The following is a 23,885-nucleotide window of genomic DNA, read 5'->3' as shown; positions in this document are numbered from 1 at the left end:
GATACCGAAGGTTGCAAATCACTTCGGCAAACGCTCGACGCTGATCCTGGAAATCGCAACACCGAGAATGCGCGCGGAATCCGCAGGCTTGAAAACGCCAGACTCGAAGATCAATCGGTCTGTCGGTTTGGATACATTCACCACCAGTTCAATTTCCTTGCCGGCATTGGAAAACGACAATACCTGGACCTGATCGCCAATTTTCAGGCGCAGCGGCGCCTTCAGGTTTTCATCCAGGCTCCAGCCAAACAGCTTGATGCGCAAGTGGCCTTGCAGCAAGCGCGGCAACAGGACTTCGGCGACAGTTTCGCTGCTCCAGGCACCCCATTCTTCCGGCGCATTAAAGCCCGTCAGCAGCAGGCCATTGCCCGGCGCCTGCGCCAATGCCCATGGTGAAACTTCACCGACACTCAACATGGTTTTAGGCCCGGCCTGGCGCTGGACGGCCGGTACAGCTGCCGCCACTGGCACACTGGCAACGCGATTTGCAATGGCGATGGCAGCACTTCCGGACTGCAACGGAATCAGGCGCATCTTGCCCACTGTCAGCGATGCGGCGTAGTCAAAGTCCAGTTGGTACTCACCATCGAGCACCACCCAGTCGGCACCAGCGATATCCTGTGCCGAGATACGCGCGCCAGCCGCCTGCGTGATGACCTTGGGCGCGTTGCCCAAGCCAAAAAGCAGATACGATGCGCGGCCATAACGCTCTTCCGAAACGACAACGCCCCTGCCTATCTCCTTATCGCCCAACAGCAGGCCCAGCGCACGTCCACTGCGGCTGATCTCGGCAGTGCCATGCAAATGGGAAGCGAGCCAAGCGTAGCTCTGCAAACACCCGACGCCCAGGATCAGAAACAGCTGAACAGCTAATATCCGTGGCAGCCATTGACGCCGATAAATGGAGGCGCCCAGGCCGCCGATCAGCACGACAAACAGCAGCATGCCGATGTAGGGAAGCGCCCCCCCAAACGACCATTGGAACCAGTTTTGAGGATTGAAGAACGCGAAAAACAGCGGATTATCCCAAGGGAAGATCTTAAATTTTGGAATAACGACGAACATGCCCAACAAGAGCGCGGCCCCCAGCAGCAGCAAGGTGGCCTTCTTCGCCCGCTCGGACAGCTCGGCAAGGGCAAAAAAATACAAGGCCGGCAACCAGATCAAGGCAGCGCTCAAGTAGCGGCCGTGCAGACGCATGGCCTCCCCCTCGCTCAGTGCCGCTGCGCCGGCCGTAAACCACGCCGTCATGGCCAGGTGCGAAGCGACCATGGTGATGACAAAAATGGCCAGCGCGGTCTTCTCGGGCGTGCTGCTGCTGCGTCGCCGTAAACAGATGACCAGATGGCTGGCGCTCCAGACCAGCACAGGCGAAAAAATCAGGGCAATGACAGTCGCATTTCCCAGCAGATAATACAAGGCACTGAAAAACCGGCTGAACACAGAGACCTGGGCGACCGGGTTATCCAGATACCGGCCGTAAAACTTCAAACCGAGCGCCACGGAAGGATCGAATGACCAGTTCCCGGTACACGCGAAGGCAAGTGCGATCAATACGACATAAGCGGTAAACAGCATCAGCATGCCATTGCGCAGCACCGTGGCCAGGCGGCGCGGACCGGCACCCGCTGCCCACAGCAATGGCAAGGTGGCCAGGGCAGCCAGGAGCATGGCCACCGCATGCGGTTTGATTAATATCGCGGTGCCCAATGCCGCGCCAGCCAACACGCTGCCACGCAGGCAGTGCTGCGGATAAACCCGCGCCAATGCAAAGCCGAGAATGGCAGCCAGCAGCATCAGGTCGACTTCCGGCATCACGGCGTACAGATAGATATGCGCCGGAAACAACAGGCAGGCAATAATGCCCGGCAACATGCGCTGTGCGCCAGCCACGGGCAACACCGTGCGCGCGATCAGCCAGACGGCGGCCAGGTACTCGATGGCATGCAACACGCGATAGGCAGCAAGAAAATGCTCGCCAAACAGGCGTGTGCTGATATGCACCAAGGAAAAATACACAAAATTGGAAACCCGTTGCAAGCCTGGATCAAGGCTGTACAGCGCGGCTAATTGATTGTTGAACTTACCGCTGATGTAAAAGGCGTATTCATCGGAGGCAAAAATCGGCCCCCCCACGCTGACGGAAAAAATCACGTAGCAGGCAAAAGCGAAGAGCAAGACGGCGGGTATCGATAGTGTCAATCGATTGTTACTGATCATTCTGATTTCATTTTCTGGTCCGCCGCGGTCGACCAGGGCAGGATGTTATTCTTTTCAGCAGTCTGGCGACCGCTGGTAACTGGACGTGCTTAACTGCCGACAGCCACCATCGGCCGTCGGCACAGCTGTTTAGCCAGCAATAACGAGGATGCTATTCGGATTGCAGGTGGTGGCGGCAGTACCATTGACTTCCAGGATATTGACTTTATATTCGCCTGGCACGGCAGCAGACATATCGATATTCGCTTCCCAACCAGCATCTTGCAGTACTGGATTGTTATGCGCACCAGCAACATCTGGACGTTTCAGGCCACGCTGGGCAGCGGCGTACAGTTTCACTGGTCCATCCAGTTCAACAAAAACCGGACCCGGGGCCACCGTGGCCTTGATGTCGGCCGACCAGCCGTTCAAGGAAACTTTGGTCTTGTCTGCGATGTTATTCGACAGGCCGTGTTCGTTACCATTCAGGCGATCAAACGAACATGTTGTCACCGCAGCCAACTCAGCTGGCAGCGATGCGGGACGGGTTACGTCAGCCTTGGTGAAAACTGGTGCGACAGCGGCAGGTGCCGCAGGAGCACCCGCCGCTGGCGCGGCCGGCTCTGTTTTTTCAGAGCAAGCAGACAAGGCCAGAACAACTGCAGTAGTTAAAAGCAAAGATTTCATGAGATTCTCAAATAAAGTTAGGGCCTGGATCCAGGCGGGAGTTTTCTTGTATCGGTCAACAGACAGAAAGGGAGACAGCCTCCCTTTCATTACATCAGCTATTACCTCAAGGCACTACGAATAGTATCCAAACGGTCAATGTAATTCAATCCTATTGGTCGGTAGGCGAATCGGTTTTGCATATGTAACCGTGCCAAATTGCCCAAGGCCCGGCCTTTTGCCGGGGTGTCGACCAGATCAATCATCATCGCCACCGCCTGGTCGTAATCGGGATCGGCCCATACCTGGTCGACATGGTGCGGATACTCGTCCTTCAGTACGGGAATCAATTTGTAGTCGACGCCTAACGATACCTCCGGCAGCATGAAGTCCATATTGCCCGAATACGCTGTTGCGATAACCGGCCGGCCCAGCACCATCGCTTCCGCAATGCCGAAACCGTAACCTTCCGAACGATGCAAGGAAAGGAAACAGTCGCAGCAACGCACGAGATTCTTCACCTCGTTGCTCGACATCACCTGCTGGATCAAGGTGACGTTGGCATGCAGATCGAGAACGTGCTGCTGCAGTTCCGTGAACGCGGCAGGATTGGTTTCCACGCCGTTGACCTTGATGACCAGATGCGCCTTCGAGTACGGGCGCTTGGCGAGCAGGGCGCGGAAGGCGCGCAATACGCCTGCCGGGTTCTTGCGCGACGAATAGGATCGCAGATCATAAAAGAACAGAAAGGTGTAGTCGGTCTCTGGAATGGAGAAGTAACGTCGTCCCAAAAATCCGCTTAACGTTACTTCACACGACAGCGGCATGTGATAAATCGGCTTGCGACAGACCTTCTTCAGGCCCTCCAGGATAAATTCCGATGGTGCCCATATTTCGTCAAAGCGGTCCAGTTGCGCTGCCCACTCCTCAGGATAGCGCGGCAGTTCCCACAAGGGATAAATGATGTTATAGCCGGACCATGGCTCGTGATAGTTCAGCTGCTTCCACACCTGCTCGACCTCGTTGCCATTGATATGGAACACATTGATCTTCGCGGCGCCATCGCGGAATGACGGCGCCAATTCGGCCTGATCGTCCGCATTGGGCTGTTCCAGCTTGTAGATATCGAGTAATTGCGGCGCCTGTCCAACCTTGCGCAACGAACGGAATGTCGCGCGCACGTGTTCGCCCATGCCAATCGGGGCGTAGGGGTGGCCTACCAGGCAGACGTCGTTGTCGTTTTTCTTATGCATGCTCATTACTTATTTACCATCGTTGTTTTTGCCCAGCAGACGCCCCGCTTCGCGGGCATTGCGCACAGCTTCCAGATACGTATGTCCGAAGCGGCGGTCCGGCTCCAGATAAGCACCCTCGGCCCATTCGTTCCATGCATTGACGAAGACCAGGCGTTCATCACCAAAGTGCTGCTTGCGCGTCTCGTCGATCGTTTCTTCCAGCCACCCCTGAAACGCGCCCGGTGTCGCATGTTCAAAGCAGAAACTGTTGCCTTGACGGCGAGCCGTATTGTCCCAGCCCGGCATCACACCCTTGAAACGGGTATAGGCAGGCGCTTCACGGGTGGCATAACGAACGGCCAGGTCGCGGTAATCGGCCACGCTGCCGGCAAAGTTCGGATTGAGAATCTCTCCGCTCGGCGCCTTTTGCTCCGCCAGGCCTTGCGGTGGGAACTCGACCGCTGCATCGCAGCCGAAGGTGGATGGATGCGTATTCGAATGCACCAGGTCGAAGGACTCTACCATCGCGATATAAATCTCACCGATACCCTGCTCGCGGCAAATGGTACGCCAGCGCGCCGCCGTTTCAGCAAAGTTAGGGAACAGCGTCACGCGATAGATCAGCAATAAAGGCCGGCCATCGATCTTGATATAGCGCACATCCTTGAAGAAGCGGATAAGGTCATTAATGACCGCCTTGTCATCGTCGACCGTGTGCGACTGCGCCATCAACACTTCATGTTCCTGGCCATCCCAGCGGCGAGTCCAGTTCTCGTTCGCCCAGCACAGGCAGAAAGGCAGCTTCGGCTCATCGGATAAAAGCAACTGCTCGACTGGACGCTCGAGCAGACGATGACCATCGAACCAGTAATAGTAGTAGCAGAAGCCGTGCACGCCATAACGCTGAGCAAGCTCGGCCTGTTGCTGCATGACCTCGATCAGACGCAAATCGTAGTAGCCCAGATCGGCGGGAACGCGCGGCTGGTAATGGCCGACGAAATTGGGCTGCGCCTTGCTGACATTGGTCCACTCCGTGAAGCCCTTGCCCCACCATTGATCATTTTCCACAATCGGGTGATATTGCGGCAAGAAGAAGGCGATCAGACGAGGAATCATGGCGCTATCGAGCGGAGCGGACCATTTCTGCTTCAGCGTCGACAGATTTTTGTTAATGCAGCGCATCTTGAAGGCATTATCGCCATCGGCCGTCGTTTTCGACAGATGATGAATAATGGTGGCAGCCGGATTGTAGTAAATGTCATAGCCGGCATCGCGCACGCTCAGGCACATGTCCGCGTCTTCACAATAGCACGGCAGGAACTCCTCGGAGAAACCGCCGATCTTCCGCGCCAACTCGGTCGGCAGCAGCAGGCAGGCGCCGGACACGTAGTCGACACGACGCAGGTAAGAGTAACGCGGCAGTTGCGGATCGTCATTCAGCCCGATCATCGTCGCTGCACCATCGGGCGTAAATGCCACGCCAGCCTCTTGCAAATGGCCGCTTGGATAGACGAAACGTGGGCCTACCGCCCCCACGTTCGGTTTGTTCTTGAAAGTTGCCAGCAACGTAGCGAGCCAGCCAGCCGTCACTTGCACGTCATTATTCAGATACAGTACGTAACGTCCTTTGACATCGCCCAACACGCGATTGCAATTACGCAAGAAACCCAGATTGCTGTCGCTGCGGCTGTAGCGGATATTCGCCACCAAAGACATCAGCTCCTCGGTCTCGTCCGCCGACGCATCATCGGCCAGAAGCACTTCGAATGTCACATCGTTTTCCACATGCTGCGCAATCGACGCCAGGCATTCCAGGGTCAGTTTGACGTTGTTAAACACTGGAATAATGATCGAGACATCCGGCGTCGATACCACGGCAGGCAAGGCCAGGGACTTGGCGGTACGGCGCAAATCGGCATGCTTGATGTCGATCATGTCGAATGGTGTCGGAGCAACATTTCCAAGGCGGTTAGCCTTGACTTGCGCAATATTGGCCTTCACGGCAGCATAGTCCTGCCATTCCCATACGCCGTCGGCAACCGGCAGCGCAGGGTTGCTTACGGCACTTTTCTGATCGCCGTGCTGCACTGGTGCCGCCGGCTGTGCAGGTACGGCCGGCGCGGCCCAATTGCGCTGGATCTGCTGGAACTCCAGCCAGCGCTGATAGGCCTCCGAGCGCTTCAAGGCAAAGCCGAAGTGACGGAAAACGCCGTTCTTCAAGCGCTGCTTGTTGATTGGCGTCAACGGCAATGCACGATACGATGCAACGGCCATGCCAAACAATGCCCGGCGCGCTTTGCGCGGAGCTGCCGAGACCTTGCGCAAGGGCGCAGTGATACGCCAGCTACGCGAAGCATGGGTTTGCTCAATTTGTTGCTGCAACGAAAAATTAACGTTGCGTAAGTGATCGTAGTCAGACTTCAGGGAATGATGGTGCGACGCGATCGCATCATGCTCTCCAGACAGGGTAGCGACGCGGTGATCGGCGCTGCCGACAGCAAGTTCCAGCTCCTGGATATGGCACTGATGACAGAATACCTGGTGCTTCAACGCATCGACGGCCTGCTCGAGCTCCAGCATACGGTGCTGCTGTGCCAGTTGCTCCTGCGTGGTCACGGTATGGTGACGCGCCGCGGCCTCTGCCAGATCGGCCTCGACCATGGACGCGCGTTCGCGCTGCATGGCAGCTAATTCGGCCTCGTGATGCCGCAATTCCTCGCGCAGCATCACCAGGATATTTTCGCGCTCATGTAAAGTTTCACTCAAAGTCGTTGCATCCATTTGCAATTGCGCATTCTTCTTTTCAAATTCTTCGACCAACATTTGCCGCTCGACCAGTATCCCGTCACGTTCCTGCAATTCGTGGCCAAGCTCCATTACCCGCTGGATGTGCACTTCCAACTGCTGCTCCCTGCTTCGGAGCTGATTGCCATGCTCATTCATGAGCTGCTGTAATTCCGCCAGGTGACGATCGCGCTGTTCCACTTTCTGATGCAAGGCGCCGATCTCGCCCTCGCGGTCTTTCGCCAGGAACGCGGCGGCATGCTCACGCTGGGACAGGCGGTCAGCCAGGCGCAGGGCAACCAGCATACGATCAAACTCCTGACCCCAGCGAACAATCTCCGCCTCCACCTCTGGCTCGCCGAACGCTCGCTTGCCCATGGCCAAGTCCCTGAGCATGGAATAAATTTCATACACCAATGGCGGGCAACGACCATCAAGCAACAGGTCTTCCGGCGCATAAACGGTATGGCGCAGCTCCTGATCGAGGAACTCATTGCGGTAGTCTTCAAGCGCCCCGGCATCCATCTGCAAATTGAAGGAACTTGCCAGGCGCATCAGCTCCGTATCAGGAGACTGCATGACCTGGTCATAATCGATCACGACTCTCGGATTGCCTGCGCTGTATGTCAAGCTTGGAATGACATGACCCAGCCATAGCAGATAGCTCTGTTCGAGTTCCATGGCGTCGCGCTTGGCGAGTGACTGCGCAACACTCAGTGGATGCCGCAACGCAATAATATAGGAGACATCGATACCGCAATAGGCAAAAACCTCGCTCCAGAATGGCAGCAATTTGGCAATGCGCGGGTCTTTAAAACCAAATAATGGCGCATCGGCCAGCTTGCTGCGCAAGAGTTCGGCGGCACGCAAGAAATAGCCCTGCTTTTTCAAGGTATCGACATCGGCAGCATTGATGGCTGCCAGGCTACTCCAGGCCCCGCCCAATTCTGCGAGCACTTCATTGTCAAAGGCATTGAGGTCGATATCTTCCCAAAATCCCTTGGCGTTATTTCCTTCGATCGCGGGAATTAATCGTGTTCCCAGATCGATACCCATAACGCGCAAGCCACGAGTGATCGTGCTAGTACCGCTACGATGCATACCCAGGACAATAAACAGCCTGTTTTTTTTAACTTCTACCATTTCTGCTTTCTTTATACTGTTTATTTATTGCAGTTCTATTTCTGGATAGCAACCAAAATCCACAATCCCCGTAGCCAGATCAGCAGCACTTGATTGCACCCGGAACATGGCAATATCAATCAAACGATGCAAATAGGTATCATCACCACCCAGCTCTCCCGTGACACCGGCATTGAGGAAATAGACGCCAGGATTCAAGGAACACGTGAAACGGAATTCCACTTTATACACGGCGCCTGCTGCCACCTTCGCCAGCGCGCTATCGAAAGAACGGGCGGATGCGGCACCACCGAGTTCGATACCGTTCAAGGTTTTGATCAGCATGCCAAAACGCATGTTGCGAATCTCTTCCTCGACGCGGACAAAATAGACATAACGATATGTCCTGCCACGGATCAGGTTATTCACCTGCTTGTCGCCAAGCGTCCTGATCTCCACTTTTTCAATATAGGCGCCGCGCGATTCATATTCGATCGTGCTGGTCGGCTTCAGTCCACTATCAAAGCTTTCCTGTTCTTCCGCCTGCTGCTCCAGCACCATGGAATGTTCATTGGGCGCAGCATCCGTAGCCGAATTGGAACGGACTTCCTCTGCCCGCCGGATTTGTTCGCGAATGAGGTCCTGCTTGTCTGGCGCCGCATATAGCAACTTCTGATAACGCCCGACGATCTGCTTGGGCGCCCCTTCCAGTAACTTGTCACCCGCATCCATCAGGATAGCGGCATCGCACAGGTCAACGATCGTGCTACCCGAATGGGACACAAAGAGAATTGTCGCCCCCTTTGCGCGGATCGCTTCGATACGCGCAAAACACTTGCGCTGAAACAGCTCGTCGCCAACGGATAGCGCTTCGTCGACGATCAGGATTTCAGGGTCGACGTTGATGGCCACGGCAAAGGCCAGGCGCACCATCATGCCACTGGAATACGTCTTGACTGGCTGTGAAATGAAGTCACCGATATCGGCAAACGCCACGATTTCATCGAATCTGGCATCAATCTCGGCCTCAGTCAATCCAAGCACGGTAGCGTTCAGGTAAACGTTTTCCTTGCCTGTGAACTCGGGGTTAAAACCGGACCCCAGTTCCAGCAATGCCGCGATGCGGCCTCGCGTGGTCACGCTGCCGCCCGTCGGATTGAGGGTGCCGCATATGATCTGCAGCAAGGTCGACTTGCCACTGCCGTTGCGGCCCACAATACCCACGGTCTCGCCGCGCCGAATATCAAACGAGACGTCTTTCAAGGCCCAGAATTCGCGATAATACTTCTTGCGGCTGCGCATGAACATTTGCATCAGGCGGTCGCGCGGCTTGTCGTAAATCTGAAAACACTTGCTCAGATTCTTGACTGAAATTGCAATATCATCACAAGACATCGGCAAATCCTTTCCGTGTCTTTTGGAACCATGCAAAACCCAGCATGGCGATTGCCGCGGAAGCGGCTAAGTAAATCATCAAGAAACCCATGTCCGGTAAACGCCCCCAGAACAGCACTTCGCGTACCTGTTCTATCACGGGTGTCATCGGATTCAGTTGCAATAAGGGACGGTATTGCTCAGGCAAGCTGCTGGTGCTGTAAAAAATAGGCGAAAGGAACATCAGCACGGTCGTCACAATGCCGATTACCTGAGAAACATCACGCAAATACACACCCAACGATGCAAGCGCCCAGCTCAACCCCAGCACAAACAAAATCAGCGGCATTATCACCAGCGGCAATAACAAGACCGTGGCATGCGGCATGCCGAAAAGGACCAGATAAGCCACCATCCACACTATCAGGCTGATAATGGTATGAAACAGTGCCGAGCCCAAAGCAACCAAAGGCAGGACTTCCAAAGGAAACACTACCTTCTTGACATAGTTGACATTATTCAGAATCAAGCTCGGGGCGCGGTTGATGCATTCCGCGAAAAGATTAAAAACGATCAGTCCGGAAAAAAGCACCAGGGCAAATTCGGTTTTTGAATCGCTACCACCAGCCCAGCGCGACTTGAACACGACGCTGAAGACAAATGTATACACGGCCAGCATCAGGATCGGGTTAAAGAAAGACCACAGGATGCCCATCATGGAACCACGGTAGCGTCCGACCACTTCTCTGCGCACCAGTGCCGAAATCAACGCACGGTTTTTCCATGCGCTTCCCACCAGATGGATGGGAGACGTCGAGAAATTCTGCATCAGGCAAAAACCTGCGCCTGGGTGAACAAGCTGCCCTGCGCATCCTTGGCGGACAGCGATGGCACGGCATCGCCGATGGTCCAGTCGATCTGCAGCGTCGGATCATTCCACGCGATACAGCGCTCATGCGCGGGCGCCCAGTAATCGGTGGTCTTGTAGAGAAATTCTGCCGTATCGCTCAGCACCACGAAACCATGGCCGAAGCCTTCCGGCACCCACAATTGCCGTTTATTTTCGGCACTCAACACTTCCCCCACCCATTTACCGAAGGTAGGCGAGCTTTGACGCAAGTCGACCGCCACATCGAATACAGCGCCGCTGACCACCCGTACCAGCTTGCCTTGCGGCTGCTGGATCTGGTAATGCAGACCACGCAAGACATGCTTGACCGAACGGCTGTGGTTATCCTGCACAAACGTGACAGGACGCCCTACCGCGGCATCAAACCGGGCTTGATTGAAGCTTTCAAAAAAAAATCCCCTGTCATCGCCAAAGACCTTGGGTTCAAACAGGACAACCTCGGGGATTGCTAAGTGCGTGGCGTTCATTAGTAAACCGTTTCCTTCAATATGCGCTGCAGATACTTGCCATAATTATTTTTTGCCAACGGCTGGGCCAGTTTCTCTAACTGCTCACCATCAATCCATTGGCGCCGGAAGGCAATTTCTTCCGGGCAGGCAACCTTCAGGCCCTGACGGTGCTCGATGGTTTGAATGAAGTTGCTCGCTTCGATCAGGCTCTCATGCGTGCCCGTGTCGAGCCAGGCGTAGCCGCGACCCATGATCTCGACATCGAGCTCACCTCGCTCCAGATAGATGCGATTGACGTCGGTAATTTCCAACTCGCCGCGCGGCGACGGTTTCAAGCTGGTGGCGATGTCAATGACTTGCTCATCGTAGAAATACAGGCCCGTCACCGCATAATTGCTTTTTGGCACAAGCGGCTTTTCTTCCAGACTGGTTGCACGCCCTGACGCATCAAAATCAACGACGCCGTAGCGCTCGGGATCCTGCACATGGTAGGCAAACACCGTCGCGCCGGAAGTGCGCGCGGAAGCATGTTCGAGCTGGCCCTGCAAGTCATGGCCATAAAAAATGTTATCTCCCAAGACCAACGCACTAGGCGATCCATCAAGGAACTCCTTGCCGATGATGAAAGCCTGCGCCAGGCCATCAGGGCTGGCCTGCACTGCGTAACTGAGGTTGAGACCCCAGCTACTGCCATCACCCAGCAATTGCTGAAAACGCGGCGTATCCTGCGGCGTCGAGATAATCAGAATTTCCCTTATCCCGGCGAGCATCAAGGTGCTCAAGGGATAGTAAATCATCGGCTTGTCATAGATAGGCAGAAGTTGCTTTGAAACAACCTGCGTGACTGGATAAAGGCGCGTACCTGATCCGCCTGCCAGAATAATACCCTTACGTTGACTCATGATTATTTCTCGAAAATTTCAGTTAGCATACGAGTAACGCCATCTTCCCATTGCGGCATCGTCAAGCCAAATGCGGCTTGCAGCTTGTCTATCGAGAGGCGCGAATTCTTGGGGCGTGGGGCTGGCGTGGGAAATGCATCGCTGGCGACGGCCGAGATGGCATCCTGTGCTACCTTGATGGCAACCCCGTTGCGCCGGGCGAACGAGATGACAAAATCGGCATAGCCGTGCCAGGAGGTGCTTCCGGATGCCACCAAGTGATACAAGCCACCCAACGCTGGCTGCGTTTGCGCGGCACGAATCGCATGGCTGGTGACATCGGCAATCAAATCTGCGCCGGTAGGCGCTCCAAGCTGATCGTTGACTACCGCCAGCGCATCGCGCTCGGCAGCGAGGCGCAGCATGGTTTTGGCAAAATTTCCGCCGCGGGCAGCATACACCCAGCTGGTACGAAAAATCAGGTGCCGGCAACCGGACGCCTGAATCTCGCGTTCACCGGCCAGCTTCGTCTTGCCATAAACACTCAATGGATGCACCGCATCGGACTCGCACCAGGGCTGGGTACCACTGCCGTCAAAGACATAATCGGTAGAGTAATGAACCAGCAAGGCATTGGTACGTGCCGCTTCACGGGCCAGCACACCAGGCGCTGCCGCATTAATTACGTGACAAGCATCCTGATCGCTCTCAGCCTTGTCGACAGCCGTGTACGCTGCGGCATTGACGATCACATCGGCTTGCACCGCGCGCACGGTGGCGGCAAGGCCGTCCAGATCCAGGAAGTTACCGCACATATTGGTACTTCCAGTGCCCAGAGCAACGACCTCACCGAGCGGTGCGAGACTGCGCTGCAACTCCCAACCTACCTGGCCGCCTTTGCCAAACAACAGAATTTTCATGCTTGACGCCCGGAGTAGTTCTTGTCGAGCCAATCGCGATAGTTTCCGGACTGCACGTTAGCAACCCATGCCTGATTTTCCAGATACCACTGGACAGTCTTGCGGATACCCGTATCAAACGTCTCGGCCGGCTTCCAGTTCAATTCACGTTCGAGCTTGCCAGCATCGATGGCATAGCGGCGGTCGTGGCCCGGACGGTCCGTGACATAACTGATCTGTTCGCGATAGCTGCTGCCGTCGGCACGCGGACGCAACTCGTCGAGCAACGCGCAAACGGTGTGCACAATCTCCAGGTTCGGCTTTTCATTCCAGCCGCCGACGTTATAGACTTCGCCGCTCACGCCTGCCGCAAGTACGCGACGAATGGCACTGCAATGGTCCTTGACGTACAGCCAATCGCGTATCTGCTGACCATCACCATAGATAGGCAACGGCTTTCCGGCCAGCGCATTGACGATCATTAACGGAATCAGCTTCTCGGGGAAGTGATACGGACCGTAGTTATTTGAGCAATTCGTGGTCAGGACCGGCAGGCCATACGTATGGTGGTAGGCGCGCACCAAGTGATCACTGGCCGCCTTGCTGGCAGAATACGGGCTGTTTGGTTCGTAACGATGCGTTTCCGTGAATGCTGGCGCGTCGCTGGACAGCGAACCGTAGACTTCATCTGTCGACACATGCAGGAAACGGAAAGCCGCCTGCAACTCGCCAGACAGGCCTTTCCAATAAGTACGAGTTGCCTCAAGCAAATTAAAAGTGCCGACAATATTGGTCTGTACAAATTCACCAGGACCAAGAATCGAACGATCCACATGGCTTTCCGCCGCAAAGTTCAAGATCGCACGGGGCTGATATTCGGCTAGCAATCGCGTCAGGAGTTCGCTATCCGCAATATCACCTTGCACAAATACATGGCTCTTGTTATCCAGCACAGAGGCAAGATTCTCCATGTTACCGGCATAACTCAATTTATCAAGATTAATAACCGTTTCATCGGACTGATCCAGCCAGTCCAATACAAAGTTACTACCAATAAAACCTGCTCCGCCTGTTACGAGTATGCTCATTTTTAAATCTTTTTAAATAGTGCCGCAACGATTAAACCCATATTGCCCAGCATAGTTTGACGATAAATACCTGCGCGCTTGAGCCCAATCAGGCGCGGCAAAAACCATCGGTCACGTGATTGAGCCAAACGGTCCAAAATAATACGATTCTCCGGAGTCAGCATATGGCGCATTTTTTGCAATGCTTCGATATGCTGATCATTCCATTCACGGAAGTGCCCCTGAAGCAGCATTCGTATCCGTGAAAAACGAGCCAGCCAGTTCGAATTCATGCCGACGATATTGCCCTCGTGCTGGCGATAGCGCAACGAAGGGTACGCATCATAAAACACGCGCCCCCCACATCCGCTGATCACCATATAGATCCACCAGTCATGGGTCAGGACGGACACTTCACTACAAGCCTGACGCAATAAAACGCGCGCGGCCGAGTTGAACACCATGGTATTGCCGCCGCCGATATTTTGCATCAGCGCATTCGAAAAGCCTGGTTTTTTCTGAAATAGCGGCGACAGACCAATATCCTGATTCTCGGCATTGACCAACCGAGTACGACTACAATATAAAGCCGGTATGTCCGCCGGCACGGAATTCAACCAGTCCACGGCCCGCTGCAGCTTATCTTCTTCCCAAATATCGTCCTGGTCAGAATAGGCAAAATAATCTGCCTCGATATCAGCTTTGCAAGTCAAGGACAAGAAATTAGCAGAAAAACCCTCTGCCGGCCCAAAATGCACCGACAAACGCTCTTCACCCCACTTCTGTTGATAACTGGCGAGAATATCGTGGGTGGCATCGCGCGAGCCATCGTCAGATGCCCATACTTCCCAGTTGGAATGACTCTGCGCCTCGAACGAATCGAGTTGCTCCGCGAGAAAATGCTGCCCATGATAGGTACACAGCAAAATGGCAATTTTTGGCGCAGCGCTCACCGTTATGGGCGCACCCTTGACCACATCGCTCTTCACTACCTTATTCGGAGCGGTAACGTCGTGCTGCTCATGATGGTCAACGATGTAATGCCTGTCGTCTGAGATCATTCTATTGACTTGATTCACTTACCGCCTCCACCAGTGACCTTCCAGATATCCTATGCGGGCTGCGCTTGGCGCATCCTCCGACGGAAGTATCGCAGATGTCTGAATTTTTTTAAAAGGCTGTAACATCATGTAACAATGCAAACACCTTCAGAATTCTAACAGCATCAATAAATACTGGCAATTTAATTTGCCACAATTACAACAATGCAGAAATGAAAATTAGAAATATTTATTAAATACAACATCAATTCCCAGCCAATACTTATCCCGGAAGGCATGAGCATAAATTAATAAAAATTTCATATAAGCAATTTCCAATGGGGAAATAGCAGTGGCTTTTAAATAATACACGAGCGCGCAGACGAGTGGCGCAGGGGAGAAAAGTATGCGCGTCGTTGCGGCGCGCATACTTTTTTATTGCTTCGTCAAGCCGCCGAGCAGAGCGGCGAGCTTCTGCTTCGCCTTTGGCGCGGGGAGGTTGTTACTCGCCACTGGAGCAACCGCCGTGGTAGGCTCATATGGTTTGAGGAACCATGGATCGACCTTATCACGGCGCGCGCCGGGACCAAACGAGGGTCGGCTGGCGCGGTCGGCTGGCCGGCTCGATGAACGCGTATCCGTATCGCCTGCATGACGGCTGTCGGCCGGGCGGGCGGGACGGGACTCGCCCGCTTCGCTGCGGCGCGGCGGACGGCGCTCGCTGTCGCTGCCACGCGCAGGCGCTGGCGAGAAGCCCGCCAGTTCGCCGCGCTTGATGCTTTGCTTGATGAGCTTTTCGATGTCGGCCAGCAAGCGCTCGTCTTTATCCGAATAGATCGAGATGGCGTCGCCCGAAGCGCCGGCGCGGCCCGTGCGGCCGATGCGGTGCACATAATCTTCAGCGTTGTACGGCAAGTCGAAATTGATGACGCATGGCAGGTCGGAGATATCCAGGCCGCGCGCCGCCACATCGGTAGCGACCAGCACGTCTATCTCGCCCTTCTTGAACGCTTCCAGCGCCGCCATGCGTTCCTGCTGGCTCTTGTCGCCGTGAATCGCGGTGGCGCTCATGCCTTCCTGCTCCAGCACGCGGGCCAGGCGCGACGCGCCGATCTTGGTATTCGAGAAAACGATGACCTGCTTCAAGTCGCGCTGGCGCAACAGATGCGCTACCAGGGCGTGCTTCTGGTCTTCCGGCACCTTGTAGACCACTTGCGTGACCTTGTCGGCCGTCTGGTTGCTGCGCGCCACTTCGATCGTCAGCGGATCGTTGAGGAAAGTCGCGGCCAGCTTTTTGATCTCTGGCGAGAACGTGGCCGAGAACATCAGGTTCTGGCGCTGCTTCGGCAGCAAATTGATAATGCGCTGCAAGTCCGGCAGGAAGCCCATGTCCAGCATGCGGTCGGCTTCATCCATGACCAGCATCTGCACCTGCCCCAGGCTGATGTTCTTTTGCTCGATATGGTCGAGCAGACGGCCTGGCGTGGCGATGACGATTTCCACGCCGCCACGCAGGATGACGGTCTGCGGTTTCATGTCCATGCCGCCGAAGACGACGGTCGAGCGCAGCGGCGTGTGCTTGGCGTAAGCCTTGACGTTTTCGGCAACCTGCACCGCCAGTTCGCGCGTCGGCGTGAGGATCAGCGCGCGCACCGGATGGCGAGCGGGCGACATGCTGCTGCTGGCATGGGCCAGCAGCAGCTGGATGATCGGCAGCGAGAAGCCGGCCGTCTTGCCGGTGCCCGTCTGCGCGGCGCCCATCACGTCGCGGCCTTGCAGCACCACGGGGATGGCCTGTTCCTGGATCGGCGTCGGATGGGTATAGCCTTGCTCGGCCAGGGCGCGCTGGATTTCAGGCGCGAGGCCAAAGTCGGCGAAAGTCAGGGAGGGAGCAGCGGATGCGGCAGGTGCGGGTGCGGCGGCAGGCGCCACTTCAGGGGCAATCGCCGGGCTAGGCGTAGGAGTCGATTCGGTTTCAGACATAAATTTTCTGGTGTGCCTCCGCACTGCGGAAGCCATGCTTTCTCAATAAACAACATTTCTGGGCACAGGCAGCTCCGTCTTGCAAGCCATGGATCATCGTTCTTTCGGCACTTCCCGTGCTCCGGGACATGCTGTAGGGCGTATGCGGGAGCATCGGGGAAGTGTGCTGCGATGGCGGCGGAGATCGCGCCGGCGGAACATCGCGCGCAGAAGATACAATATCAGTGCTGTAAACGATACCCTAAATCACCGCAACTGTACACGGAAACCGTGATTTTTGAGCAAAAAGCGTTCCAGCAATGCGCCGCCGGAATGCCGTATGATGCCTGCTCCGCCGTCCCTTGCCGCCACCATGCCCACCCCGTCCGTCCCCCTCGATCCGCCTCCGCAGCCTCCCGGTAAACCGGGCAATGACGAGTGCTGCCACAGTGGCTGCACCTTTTGCGTGCTGGAGATGTACCAGGAAGACCTGGCCGCCTATGAAGACGCCCTGCGGGCATGGCAGCACCGCCAGGAAGCCGCAGCCGCTGCGTCCGCCAAAGGCAGCAAGCCCGCGCGCAAGAAGGCCTGACGGCGGCGAATAACACCGTGGCGCGTACAGGGCGCATGCGGCAGTCCCGCTAACAGGAGTAACGCCACCGCCCGCAACGGGCGTGGCAGTGTCCGTTGCGGAAGGGCCGCCGGGGCCATGCGCATTCCAGGCTGGCCCTCACGGCGGTCAGCAGTTGCGGACGCCGCCTTAAAAGCTTTCCCACTCATCGGCCGGTGCGCTGCTGCGCGCGGTGCTGGCCAGCTTGCGGGGCGCCATTGCCGGCACCGTCGCAGTAACCGCCTTGACGGCCGGGCGCGGCTGTTTGACGGTCGCGCTGGCAGCGCCCGCCGCATGCGAGGCGTCGAGCTTGAAGACGCTGACCACCTCGCTCAAGCTGGCTGCCTGCTCCTGCATCGATTCCGCCGCTGCGGCAGCCTCTTCCACAAGGGCCGCATTTTGCTGCGTCACCTGGTCCATCTGGGCAATCGCCTGGTTGACTTGCTCGATGCCGGCGCTCTGTTCGCTGCTGGCGGCCGTGATTTCACTCATGATGTCCGTCACGCGGGTAATGCTGGCAACGATGTCATCCATCGTGCGGCCCGCCTGGTCCACCAGCCTGGAACCCTCCTCGACCTTCTCGACGGAATCGCCGATCAAGACCTTGATATCCTTGGCCGCCGCCGCCGAACGCTGCGCCAGGTTGCGCACTTCGGTAGCCACCACGGCAAAGCCACGGCCCTGCTCGCCTGCGCGCGCCGCCTCGACGGCCGCGTTCAGCGCCAGGATATTCGTCTGGAAGGCAATCCCGTCGATGACGGCGATGATGTCGACGATCTTGCGCGACGAGGCATTGATCGACGCCATCGTGCCCACCACTTCGCTGACCACCTTGCCGCCCTCGATGGCGATGCTCGACGAGCTCAGCGCCATGGTATTGGCCTGGCGTGCATTGTCCGCGTTCTGCTTCACGGTGGACGTCAGTTCTTCCATCGACGAGGCGGTTTCTTCCAGCGAACTGGCCTGCTCTTCCGTACGCGACGACAGATCCTGGTTGCCGGCGGCGATCTGGCTCGACGCCGTGGCAATGGTATCGGTGCCGCTGCGCACCTGTCCCACCAGGCGTTGCAGGCTGGCGTTCATATCCTTCAGGGCCAGCATCAATTGCCCCGTTTCATCCTGCGACTGGATGACGATGTGCGCCGTCAAATCGCCGGCCGCTACCTGGCGCGCCACGCCGACGGCCTCGATCAGCGGACGCGACACGCTGCGCGCCACCCACAGGGCCAGCAGCATGCCGACGGCGACGATACCCACCAGCAGGCCGATCAGGGTGGCGCGCGCGGTGGCATAGGTCGCGTCGGCGCCGGCGCTCGAGCGCACGCCGCCGTCGGAGTTGATTGCCACCAATTTATCCAGCTCCACCATCATGTCCGTCATGACCTTCGCCGACTGGCCCACGGCCAGCGCGCGCGCCTCCTCCTTCTTCATCTCGCGCGACAGGCCCAGCATGGTCGCATGCAGACGCATGAATTCATCGTTGAGCAGCATGAAACGCTCGAAGATCTCCTTCTCGCCCGGCTCCGAAATCAAGGTACGGTATTTGTCGCCGTCCGCCTTCATCTTGCTCTGGGTTTCCGTCATGCGCGTTTCATTGAGCACCATGTCGGAATCCTGCGCGGCCAGCATGTGCGCCAGTTCCCAGCGGCGGAAATCGCTGACATCGCTGCGCATGTTCATGGCGGCCAGCACGCTGGGCATCCAGTTGGCCGACAGGTCGGTCGACGCGTCATTGATGCGCGCCATGGAAAAGATGGCCGACACGCCCAGCGCCGCCGTCAGCAGCAGCACGGCGCCAAACGACAAGATCAGCTTGGTGGCAATTTTCAGATCATAGAACCATTTCATGCGTTGCATCCTTATTAGTCATACGGGACAAGACAGGCGCGTGCACCGGCAGGGCACGGCACAGCCCATGCAGCAAATGGACCGGCGTCACGCAAGGGCATCCCGGCCGGCTGACGGCAAAACCGCCGCCGCACCAGCACGCGACAAGCACACATGCCGGGACACAAGTCAAATTTCCGCACTGCAACATTTTATCACTGCCGCTCCGGGCGCAGCATGGTTTGATCAGTTCACGCAGCCAAAGTTCGCTGGATGCCGCCATCGTGTCGCATTTTTGACAAACCACTGTTATTTCCGTGTGGAAATATTAAAAGCCAGCGTAGGAGTCGGATGACACGAGGCTATGTTCCTAGCCTACATAAGCGCGTCGGCTCATCCGATGTCGGCCTGCGCCTCCGCGTTTTATAGTGGATACAACATTCAGCACAACGCTAGCAAGCCAGAAAAGCAGCGCCATCCAACAAAATCAGAAGACGAGGCCATATCATGTACAAAGCTTATAGCAACCTGACACCAGCAACCAGCAACGCCGTCCAGCATGACTGGCAAGCCGCCCCAAGCCGGGCGCCGGCTACGCCCATGATCAGCATCACTGGCGCCCAACAGAACGAATTGCTGCGCGCCTTGTCGCGCACCGATCTGGAACGCCTGTTTTGCCAGCTGGAACTGGTGGCTCTGCCAGCCGGCAAGCATCTGTTCGATTGCGGCGGCAAGATCGAGTACACGTATTTCCCGACCAATGCCATCGTTTCCCTGCTGTATGTCATGGAAGACGGCGCCACCACGGAGATCGCCGTGATCGGCCGCGAAGGCGTGGCGGGCGTGGTGCTGTATGAAGCCGAGCGCGCCACCTGCACGGCCATCGTGCAAAGCGCCGGCTACGGTTACCGCCTGAAAACGGCTTTCCTGCGTGAAGTATTCCAGGAAGGGGGCGCCCTGGCGCAATTGCTGATGCGCTACACCAGTGCCATGTTTGCGCAAATGGCGCAGAACGTGGTGGGCGGACGCCATTGCAGCATTGAACAAAAGCTGTGCCGCTGGCTGCTCGACCGCCTCGACCGTTCGCTGTCGAACGAGCTGAAAGTCACGCAAGACACCATGGCCAACATGCTGGGCGTGCGCCGCGAAAGCGTCACCGTCACGGCCCGCAAACTGCAGGACGAAGGCTTGATCCAGTACCGTCGCGGCACCGTGGAAGTGCTGGACCGTGAAGGCCTGGAAGTGGCCGCCGGCAATTGCTACAAGGCAGCGCGTGCAGGCTTCGAGCAATTCCGCAGCGGTATCAGCGCCCACAATTAAGCACCAGCATCGGCGCGGCGGCAGGTGTTGCGGCAGGAATGCAACACCTGTCGCCGCCATTCCCCGCTTCATCTTGCCTTGCGCCAGTCCAGGCTCTATCATCCTCGCAGAAATTGTCTTTGGGAAACTTTGTTTCCTGTGCGGCATATTTATCGCGTCTTTGAATAACGACTGGAGTCCGTAAGCATGAAACAGCAATACCTGATCGCCGCCTTGCTGGCTGGCATGTTCTGCGCAAGCCAAGCCCAGGCACAAATGGCCATCGCGGCCGACTTGGGCACGACGGGCGTAGGCGCCCACCTGAGCGTGCCACTGCAAGCGAACCTGAATGCCCGTTTCGGCGTCGGCTTCCTGAACTACTCTTACGACTCCAGCACCGACGACGTCGACTACAAGCTGAAACTCAAGCTGCGCACCTTCGACGCCCTACTCGACTACTTCCCCATGGACGGCGCATTCCGTCTGAGCGCGGGTGTCGTCTATAACGGCAATAAAATCGACGCCAAAGGCAAGCCGAACAAGACCGGCAGCTACACCTTGAACGGCAACACTTACACGGCAGCCAGCGCAGGCCAGCTGGACGGCAGCATCGATTTCCGCAAAGTCGCCCCGTACCTCGGCATCGGCTGGGGCAACCCGGTCAAGGCAGCGGGCTGGGGAATTTCCAGCGATATCGGCGTGCTGTTCCAGGGTTCGCCAAGTACCTCGCTGCGCAATACCGGCTGCGACCCGCTGGTATGCGCCGCGCTGAAAACGGACGTGGCCGCTGAAAACGCGAAACTGGCCGACAAGGTCAAGGATTTCAAGGCTTACCCGGTGCTGCGCATCAGCGCGACCTACCGCTTCTAAGGCGGCCGCAAGCCTGCCAAGCTCGCACCCCAAGCACGCTGCGGCGTGCTTTTTTCATGCCTGCCAGCGACTTAAAACGTGCGTCACGGAAATAATCACCGTGATGTAATGTGCACCGCAACATACCCACTTTGATCTACCTCAAGGAGTATGCAATGAGCGGCACATTACGTGAGCAATTGATCGGCACCTGGCATTTGCAGTCCTACACGGAAACGGCGGTCGGCGAGTCGCAAGCCTCGTATCCGCTGGGCGAAGATGCGCGGGGCAGCATTTTGTATGCGCCCGACGGCTATATGTCCGCGCAGCTGATGCGCCAGGGACGCAAGGCCTTCTCCGGTGGCGACATTTATCAGGCCAGTGCCGATGAATTTCGCGACGCCGCCAGCGCTTACCTCAGCTACTGCGGCCCGTATCACGTCGATGAGCAGCAGGGCTTGCTCAGCCACTCGGTGGAATTGTCGCTCTTTCCCAACTGGATAGGCCAGGTGCAGCAGCGCGTCGCCCGCCTCGATGGCGATACCTTGCATCTGAGTACGTACAAGCCCATGCTGGCGCACGGACGCGAAGTGATCGCCCACCTGCACTGGAAACGCGCCGCGCCGCCCGCCCGTAGCGTTTAGTCCGCGGCAGGCAGGCCATTCGATGACGAGCCGTGTCGGCCGCCATCGGCAGCGCGGTGCACCGGCGCAAAGGCGGCCGGGACAGGGGCGCCGGCACGGCCAATGCGCAGCTGGAATAATCAGGCGCCCGGCACCACAGCCGTCTGCCGGCATGCTTTATCGATTGTTTTCCCTTGGCCGCAGGCGTGCGCCAGCGACCCGGTACAATATTGCCATCATTATGTTTCCGACTGAAAGATCCGATGAACGACATCAATTGCGAAGGGCTGCCGCACATCCGCGTGCTGGCAGGTGAAAATAAAAGCGGCCCCGTGTATGAAACCCTGCCCGCGCGGCAGATTGACGAGCACGTCTACGAACTGCTGGCCTCGCCCGGCCTGACCCTGAACCTGGCACGCGGCGACATCGTCAACATCGCCGACCCGCTGGCCCCGGCAGAAGTCCTGAAGCGCGGCGGCAACTTCTGCATCCAGATCTACGCCGATGCGCTGGAGCAATCCGCAATCGACCAGTTGGAGCGCGAAGTGCAAGAGCAGCTGGGCGGTACCCTGGATGGCCAGTACAAGGGCAACCTGGCCTTCAGCGTTCCTGGACACCACGGCATCTACAACGTCAACGGCCCCTTCGACGCCTTCCGCGAAGCAACGGGCGTCGAATGGTATTTCGCCAACATCTACGCCAACCTGGACGATGACGATGACGAAACCTTGCTCAAGTGGTGGGTGGATATGTAATCGCCGCTCATGCAGTCAGGGAGCGGGCGCCCGCCCGTCCTCGCCACCCGCCAGCGCCCCCTGCGGAGAGAAATAAACGAACTTGCCCGTGGCAGGCTGGTACAGCAAAGGCCCCTCGTCGGAAATGGCCAGCAAGCAAGGCCAGCATGCTGCAAGCGCGGCCGGTGTCAGTGCATAGGCGCGTGCCCGGCTGGCCATGAAAAAAACGGCTGCCGCCCCGGCAGCGTGAAAATGGGAAGAGAGAAACCTTGCCACGCAGCCATCCTGCGCCAGGTTTTCGCTGGAAACTGCATGGAACTCGGCCAGCCAGTCCGGCCCCGACACCGTCGTCCGCAGGCGGTGTCCCGCGCGCAGCTGCATGGGATGCATCTCGTCGGGACGGGCCGACACATGGCGCGTCCACAGTTGCGCCGCCGCATCGGACGTCAGTGCTTGCACCTGCGCCAGCGTCCGTGCCGTGACGGCGAAGTCGGTATCGAAGAATGGCCAGTCCGGCTCAGGCTGCAGCGGCCGGCCAGCGGCGCCGTCCAGGTTCACTATGATTGACATATCTCAAGGTAGCGGCGCAGCACCTTGTCCATGCCCAGCTCAAGGCATTCGACCACCAGCGCATGGCCGATCGACACTTCCAGGATGCCGGGAATGTCCAGGAAGCGCGCCAGGTTATGCAGGTCGAGGTCGTGCCCCGCATTCACGCCCAGCCCCAGGGCCTGCGCCCGCTGCGCCGCCTGCTGGTACAGCGCAAATACGGCATCGGCCTGCGCCGTGTCATGGCTTTCGGCAAACCGTTCCGTGTACAGCTCGACCCTTTGCGCCCCCACTTCGCTGGCCCATTCCAGGGCCGGATAGTCAGCATCGACAAACAGGCTGACGCGGATGCCGAGCTCGTTCAATTCCCCGATGACGGGACGCAGCAACGCCGCCTGCCCTTGAATATCCCAGCCGTGATCGGACGTCAGTTGCCCCGGCAGGTCAGGCACCAGGGTGCATTGCGCCGGGCGCGCGCTTTTGACGACCTGCAAAAATTCCGCCGTCGGATACCCCTCCACGTTCAGCTCGCGCCCCCGCTCCCGGCACAGACGCTGCAGCGGCGCCACGTCGTCGTAGCGCGCATGGCGCTGGTCCGGGCGCGGATGCAGGGTAATGCCGGCGGCGCCCAGGTCGAGAAAGCGCGCGGAAAAGGCCAGCAGGTCGGGAAAGTTGCGGCCACGTGAATTGCGCAGCAAGGCGATTTTATTGACGTTGACGGAGAGCTGGGTCATGGACATGGAAAATGAGGACAGGCATCAGTATGAGCAGCGATTGTAGCTGATCGCCCAACGAAATCATTGCCT

Annotated in this window: 20 protein-coding genes; 5 read left to right on the top strand and 15 right to left on the bottom strand. The window is 57.4% G+C overall.

The window, feature by feature from the left end:
• Positions 1–18: 18 nt before the first annotated feature.
• From ACQ4WR_RS05765 to ACQ4WR_RS05710, 12 genes are all read right to left on the bottom strand, one after another.
• Positions 19–2,220 carry a DUF7024 domain-containing protein gene (locus ACQ4WR_RS05765; RefSeq protein WP_436485885.1) on the bottom strand — a complete coding sequence of 734 codons (2,202 nt, stop codon included), beginning with the start codon at positions 2,218–2,220 and terminating at the stop codon, positions 19–21.
• 129 nt (positions 2,221–2,349) lie between these two features.
• Positions 2,350–2,886, bottom strand: a complete 537-nt coding sequence (locus ACQ4WR_RS05760; RefSeq protein WP_436485883.1) for a hypothetical protein — start codon at positions 2,884–2,886, stop codon at positions 2,350–2,352.
• 101 nt (positions 2,887–2,987) lie between these two features.
• Entirely contained in the window at positions 2,988–4,118 is a 1,131-nt protein-coding gene (locus ACQ4WR_RS05755; RefSeq protein WP_436485881.1) for a glycosyltransferase family 4 protein, read from the bottom strand.
• Between the two features lie 9 nt (positions 4,119–4,127).
• Positions 4,128–8,027, bottom strand: a complete 3,900-nt coding sequence (locus ACQ4WR_RS05750; protein ID WP_436485879.1) for a glycoside hydrolase family 99-like domain-containing protein — start codon at positions 8,025–8,027, stop codon at positions 4,128–4,130.
• Positions 8,028–8,051: 24 nt separating this feature from the next.
• Positions 8,052–9,401, bottom strand: coding sequence for an ABC transporter ATP-binding protein (locus tag ACQ4WR_RS05745; RefSeq protein WP_436485877.1), 1,350 nt, complete (start codon positions 9,399–9,401; stop codon positions 8,052–8,054).
• Positions 9,391–10,209, bottom strand: a complete 819-nt coding sequence (locus ACQ4WR_RS05740; protein ID WP_436485876.1) for an ABC transporter permease — start codon at positions 10,207–10,209, stop codon at positions 9,391–9,393. Before ACQ4WR_RS05740 ends, ACQ4WR_RS05745 begins: the two co-directional genes overlap by 11 nt.
• Positions 10,209–10,757 (bottom strand): dTDP-4-dehydrorhamnose 3,5-epimerase, encoded by a 549-nt coding sequence (rfbC, locus tag ACQ4WR_RS05735; RefSeq protein ID WP_436485874.1) that lies wholly within the window; start codon positions 10,755–10,757, stop codon positions 10,209–10,211. Before rfbC ends, ACQ4WR_RS05740 begins: the two co-directional genes overlap by 1 nt.
• Positions 10,757–11,641, bottom strand: a complete 885-nt coding sequence (gene rfbA / locus ACQ4WR_RS05730; RefSeq protein WP_436485872.1) for a glucose-1-phosphate thymidylyltransferase RfbA — start codon at positions 11,639–11,641, stop codon at positions 10,757–10,759. The genes rfbC and rfbA overlap by 1 nt, the downstream gene beginning before the upstream one ends.
• A 2-nt stretch (positions 11,642–11,643) precedes the next feature.
• The gene (rfbD, locus tag ACQ4WR_RS05725; RefSeq protein ID WP_436485871.1) at positions 11,644–12,540 is read right to left on the bottom strand and encodes a dTDP-4-dehydrorhamnose reductase; all 897 of its coding nucleotides are present in this window, start codon (positions 12,538–12,540) and stop codon (positions 11,644–11,646) included.
• Entirely contained in the window at positions 12,537–13,607 is a 1,071-nt protein-coding gene (gene rfbB / locus ACQ4WR_RS05720) for a dTDP-glucose 4,6-dehydratase (protein WP_436485869.1), read from the bottom strand. Before rfbB ends, rfbD begins: the two co-directional genes overlap by 4 nt.
• A 2-nt stretch (positions 13,608–13,609) precedes the next feature.
• Entirely contained in the window at positions 13,610–14,665 is a 1,056-nt protein-coding gene (locus tag ACQ4WR_RS05715) for a glycosyltransferase family 2 protein (RefSeq protein WP_436485867.1), read from the bottom strand.
• A gap of 396 nt (positions 14,666–15,061) precedes the next feature.
• A complete protein-coding gene (locus ACQ4WR_RS05710) occupies positions 15,062–16,609 on the bottom strand; it encodes a DEAD/DEAH box helicase (RefSeq protein ID WP_436485865.1) in 1,548 nt (515 codons plus the stop codon).
• A 319-nt stretch (positions 16,610–16,928) separates the two neighbouring features.
• Here ACQ4WR_RS05710 and ACQ4WR_RS05705 point away from each other — a divergent pair, with 319 nt between their 5' ends.
• Positions 16,929–17,180: an oxidoreductase-like domain-containing protein gene (locus tag ACQ4WR_RS05705; protein WP_436485863.1), complete on the top strand. Its 252-nt coding sequence runs from the start codon at positions 16,929–16,931 to the stop codon at positions 17,178–17,180.
• Positions 17,181–17,348: 168 nt separating this feature from the next.
• Here the strand turns inward: ACQ4WR_RS05705 and ACQ4WR_RS05700 are convergent, their stop codons facing one another.
• The gene (locus ACQ4WR_RS05700; RefSeq protein WP_436485861.1) at positions 17,349–19,046 is read right to left on the bottom strand and encodes a methyl-accepting chemotaxis protein; all 1,698 of its coding nucleotides are present in this window, start codon (positions 19,044–19,046) and stop codon (positions 17,349–17,351) included.
• A 579-nt stretch (positions 19,047–19,625) separates the two neighbouring features.
• Between ACQ4WR_RS05700 and ACQ4WR_RS05695 the strand changes: the two genes are divergently transcribed.
• The 4 genes from ACQ4WR_RS05695 to ACQ4WR_RS05680 all read left to right on the top strand — a co-directional run bounded on the left by ACQ4WR_RS05695 (position 19,626) and on the right by ACQ4WR_RS05680 (position 22,551).
• A complete protein-coding gene (locus tag ACQ4WR_RS05695) occupies positions 19,626–20,345 on the top strand; it encodes a Crp/Fnr family transcriptional regulator (protein ID WP_102294266.1) in 720 nt (239 codons plus the stop codon).
• A 186-nt stretch (positions 20,346–20,531) separates the two neighbouring features.
• Positions 20,532–21,194, top strand: coding sequence for a hypothetical protein (locus ACQ4WR_RS05690; protein ID WP_436485859.1), 663 nt, complete (start codon positions 20,532–20,534; stop codon positions 21,192–21,194).
• Between the two features lie 155 nt (positions 21,195–21,349).
• Positions 21,350–21,817 carry a lipocalin-like domain-containing protein gene (locus tag ACQ4WR_RS05685; RefSeq protein ID WP_436485857.1) on the top strand — a complete coding sequence of 156 codons (468 nt, stop codon included), beginning with the start codon at positions 21,350–21,352 and terminating at the stop codon, positions 21,815–21,817.
• 242 nt (positions 21,818–22,059) lie between these two features.
• Complete coding sequence (locus tag ACQ4WR_RS05680; RefSeq protein ID WP_102294192.1) at positions 22,060–22,551, top strand: DUF4265 domain-containing protein; 492 nt, start codon at positions 22,060–22,062, stop codon at positions 22,549–22,551.
• Positions 22,552–22,566: 15 nt separating this feature from the next.
• Here ACQ4WR_RS05680 and ACQ4WR_RS05675 read toward each other — a convergent pair whose 3' ends face one another.
• Positions 22,567–23,100: a DUF2947 family protein gene (locus ACQ4WR_RS05675; protein ID WP_436485855.1), complete on the bottom strand. Its 534-nt coding sequence runs from the start codon at positions 23,098–23,100 to the stop codon at positions 22,567–22,569.
• Positions 23,088–23,813 carry a pyridoxine 5'-phosphate synthase gene (locus tag ACQ4WR_RS05670; protein ID WP_436486112.1) on the bottom strand — a complete coding sequence of 242 codons (726 nt, stop codon included), beginning with the start codon at positions 23,811–23,813 and terminating at the stop codon, positions 23,088–23,090. Before ACQ4WR_RS05670 ends, ACQ4WR_RS05675 begins: the two co-directional genes overlap by 13 nt.
• Positions 23,814–23,885 lie beyond the last annotated feature (72 nt).

It is taken from the genome of Janthinobacterium amylolyticum (assembly GCF_051380655.1).
In the GTDB taxonomy this organism is placed as follows: Bacteria; Pseudomonadota; Gammaproteobacteria; order Burkholderiales; family Burkholderiaceae_D; genus Janthinobacterium.
This window is presented reverse-complemented; position numbering and strand designations above follow the sequence as displayed.

Excerpts from the sequence above, each read along its gene's own strand:
- ACQ4WR_RS05740 (WP_436485876.1), bottom strand. The coding sequence starts at position 10,209 with ATGCAGAATTTCTCGACGTCTCCCATCCATCTGGTGGGAAGCGCATGG.
- rfbB (WP_436485869.1), bottom strand. The coding sequence starts at position 13,607 with ATGAGCATACTCGTAACAGGCGGAGCAGGTTTTATTGGTAGTAACTTT.
- ACQ4WR_RS05710 (WP_436485865.1), bottom strand. The coding sequence starts at position 16,609 with ATGTCTGAAACCGAATCGACTCCTACGCCTAGCCCGGCGATTGCCCCT.
- ACQ4WR_RS05705 (WP_436485863.1), top strand. The coding sequence starts at position 16,929 with ATGATGCCTGCTCCGCCGTCCCTTGCCGCCACCATGCCCACCCCGTCC.
- ACQ4WR_RS05760 (WP_436485883.1), bottom strand. The coding sequence starts at position 2,886 with ATGAAATCTTTGCTTTTAACTACTGCAGTTGTTCTGGCCTTGTCTGCT.
- ACQ4WR_RS05745 (WP_436485877.1), bottom strand. The coding sequence starts at position 9,401 with ATGTCTTGTGATGATATTGCAATTTCAGTCAAGAATCTGAGCAAGTGT.
- ACQ4WR_RS05750 (WP_436485879.1), bottom strand. The coding sequence starts at position 8,027 with ATGGTAGAAGTTAAAAAAAACAGGCTGTTTATTGTCCTGGGTATGCAT.
- ACQ4WR_RS05765 (WP_436485885.1), bottom strand. The coding sequence starts at position 2,220 with ATGATCAGTAACAATCGATTGACACTATCGATACCCGCCGTCTTGCTC.
- ACQ4WR_RS05690 (WP_436485859.1), top strand. The coding sequence starts at position 20,532 with ATGAAACAGCAATACCTGATCGCCGCCTTGCTGGCTGGCATGTTCTGC.
- rfbC (WP_436485874.1), bottom strand. The coding sequence starts at position 10,757 with ATGAACGCCACGCACTTAGCAATCCCCGAGGTTGTCCTGTTTGAACCC.
- ACQ4WR_RS05755 (WP_436485881.1), bottom strand. The coding sequence starts at position 4,118 with ATGCATAAGAAAAACGACAACGACGTCTGCCTGGTAGGCCACCCCTAC.
- ACQ4WR_RS05680 (WP_102294192.1), top strand. The coding sequence starts at position 22,060 with ATGAACGACATCAATTGCGAAGGGCTGCCGCACATCCGCGTGCTGGCA.
- rfbD (WP_436485871.1), bottom strand. The coding sequence starts at position 12,540 with ATGAAAATTCTGTTGTTTGGCAAAGGCGGCCAGGTAGGTTGGGAGTTG.
- ACQ4WR_RS05700 (WP_436485861.1), bottom strand. The coding sequence starts at position 19,046 with ATGAAATGGTTCTATGATCTGAAAATTGCCACCAAGCTGATCTTGTCG.
- ACQ4WR_RS05670 (WP_436486112.1), bottom strand. The coding sequence starts at position 23,813 with ATGACCCAGCTCTCCGTCAACGTCAATAAAATCGCCTTGCTGCGCAAT.
- ACQ4WR_RS05675 (WP_436485855.1), bottom strand. The coding sequence starts at position 23,100 with ATGTCAATCATAGTGAACCTGGACGGCGCCGCTGGCCGGCCGCTGCAG.
- ACQ4WR_RS05695 (WP_102294266.1), top strand. The coding sequence starts at position 19,626 with ATGATCAGCATCACTGGCGCCCAACAGAACGAATTGCTGCGCGCCTTG.
- rfbA (WP_436485872.1), bottom strand. The coding sequence starts at position 11,641 with ATGAGTCAACGTAAGGGTATTATTCTGGCAGGCGGATCAGGTACGCGC.
- ACQ4WR_RS05685 (WP_436485857.1), top strand. The coding sequence starts at position 21,350 with ATGAGCGGCACATTACGTGAGCAATTGATCGGCACCTGGCATTTGCAG.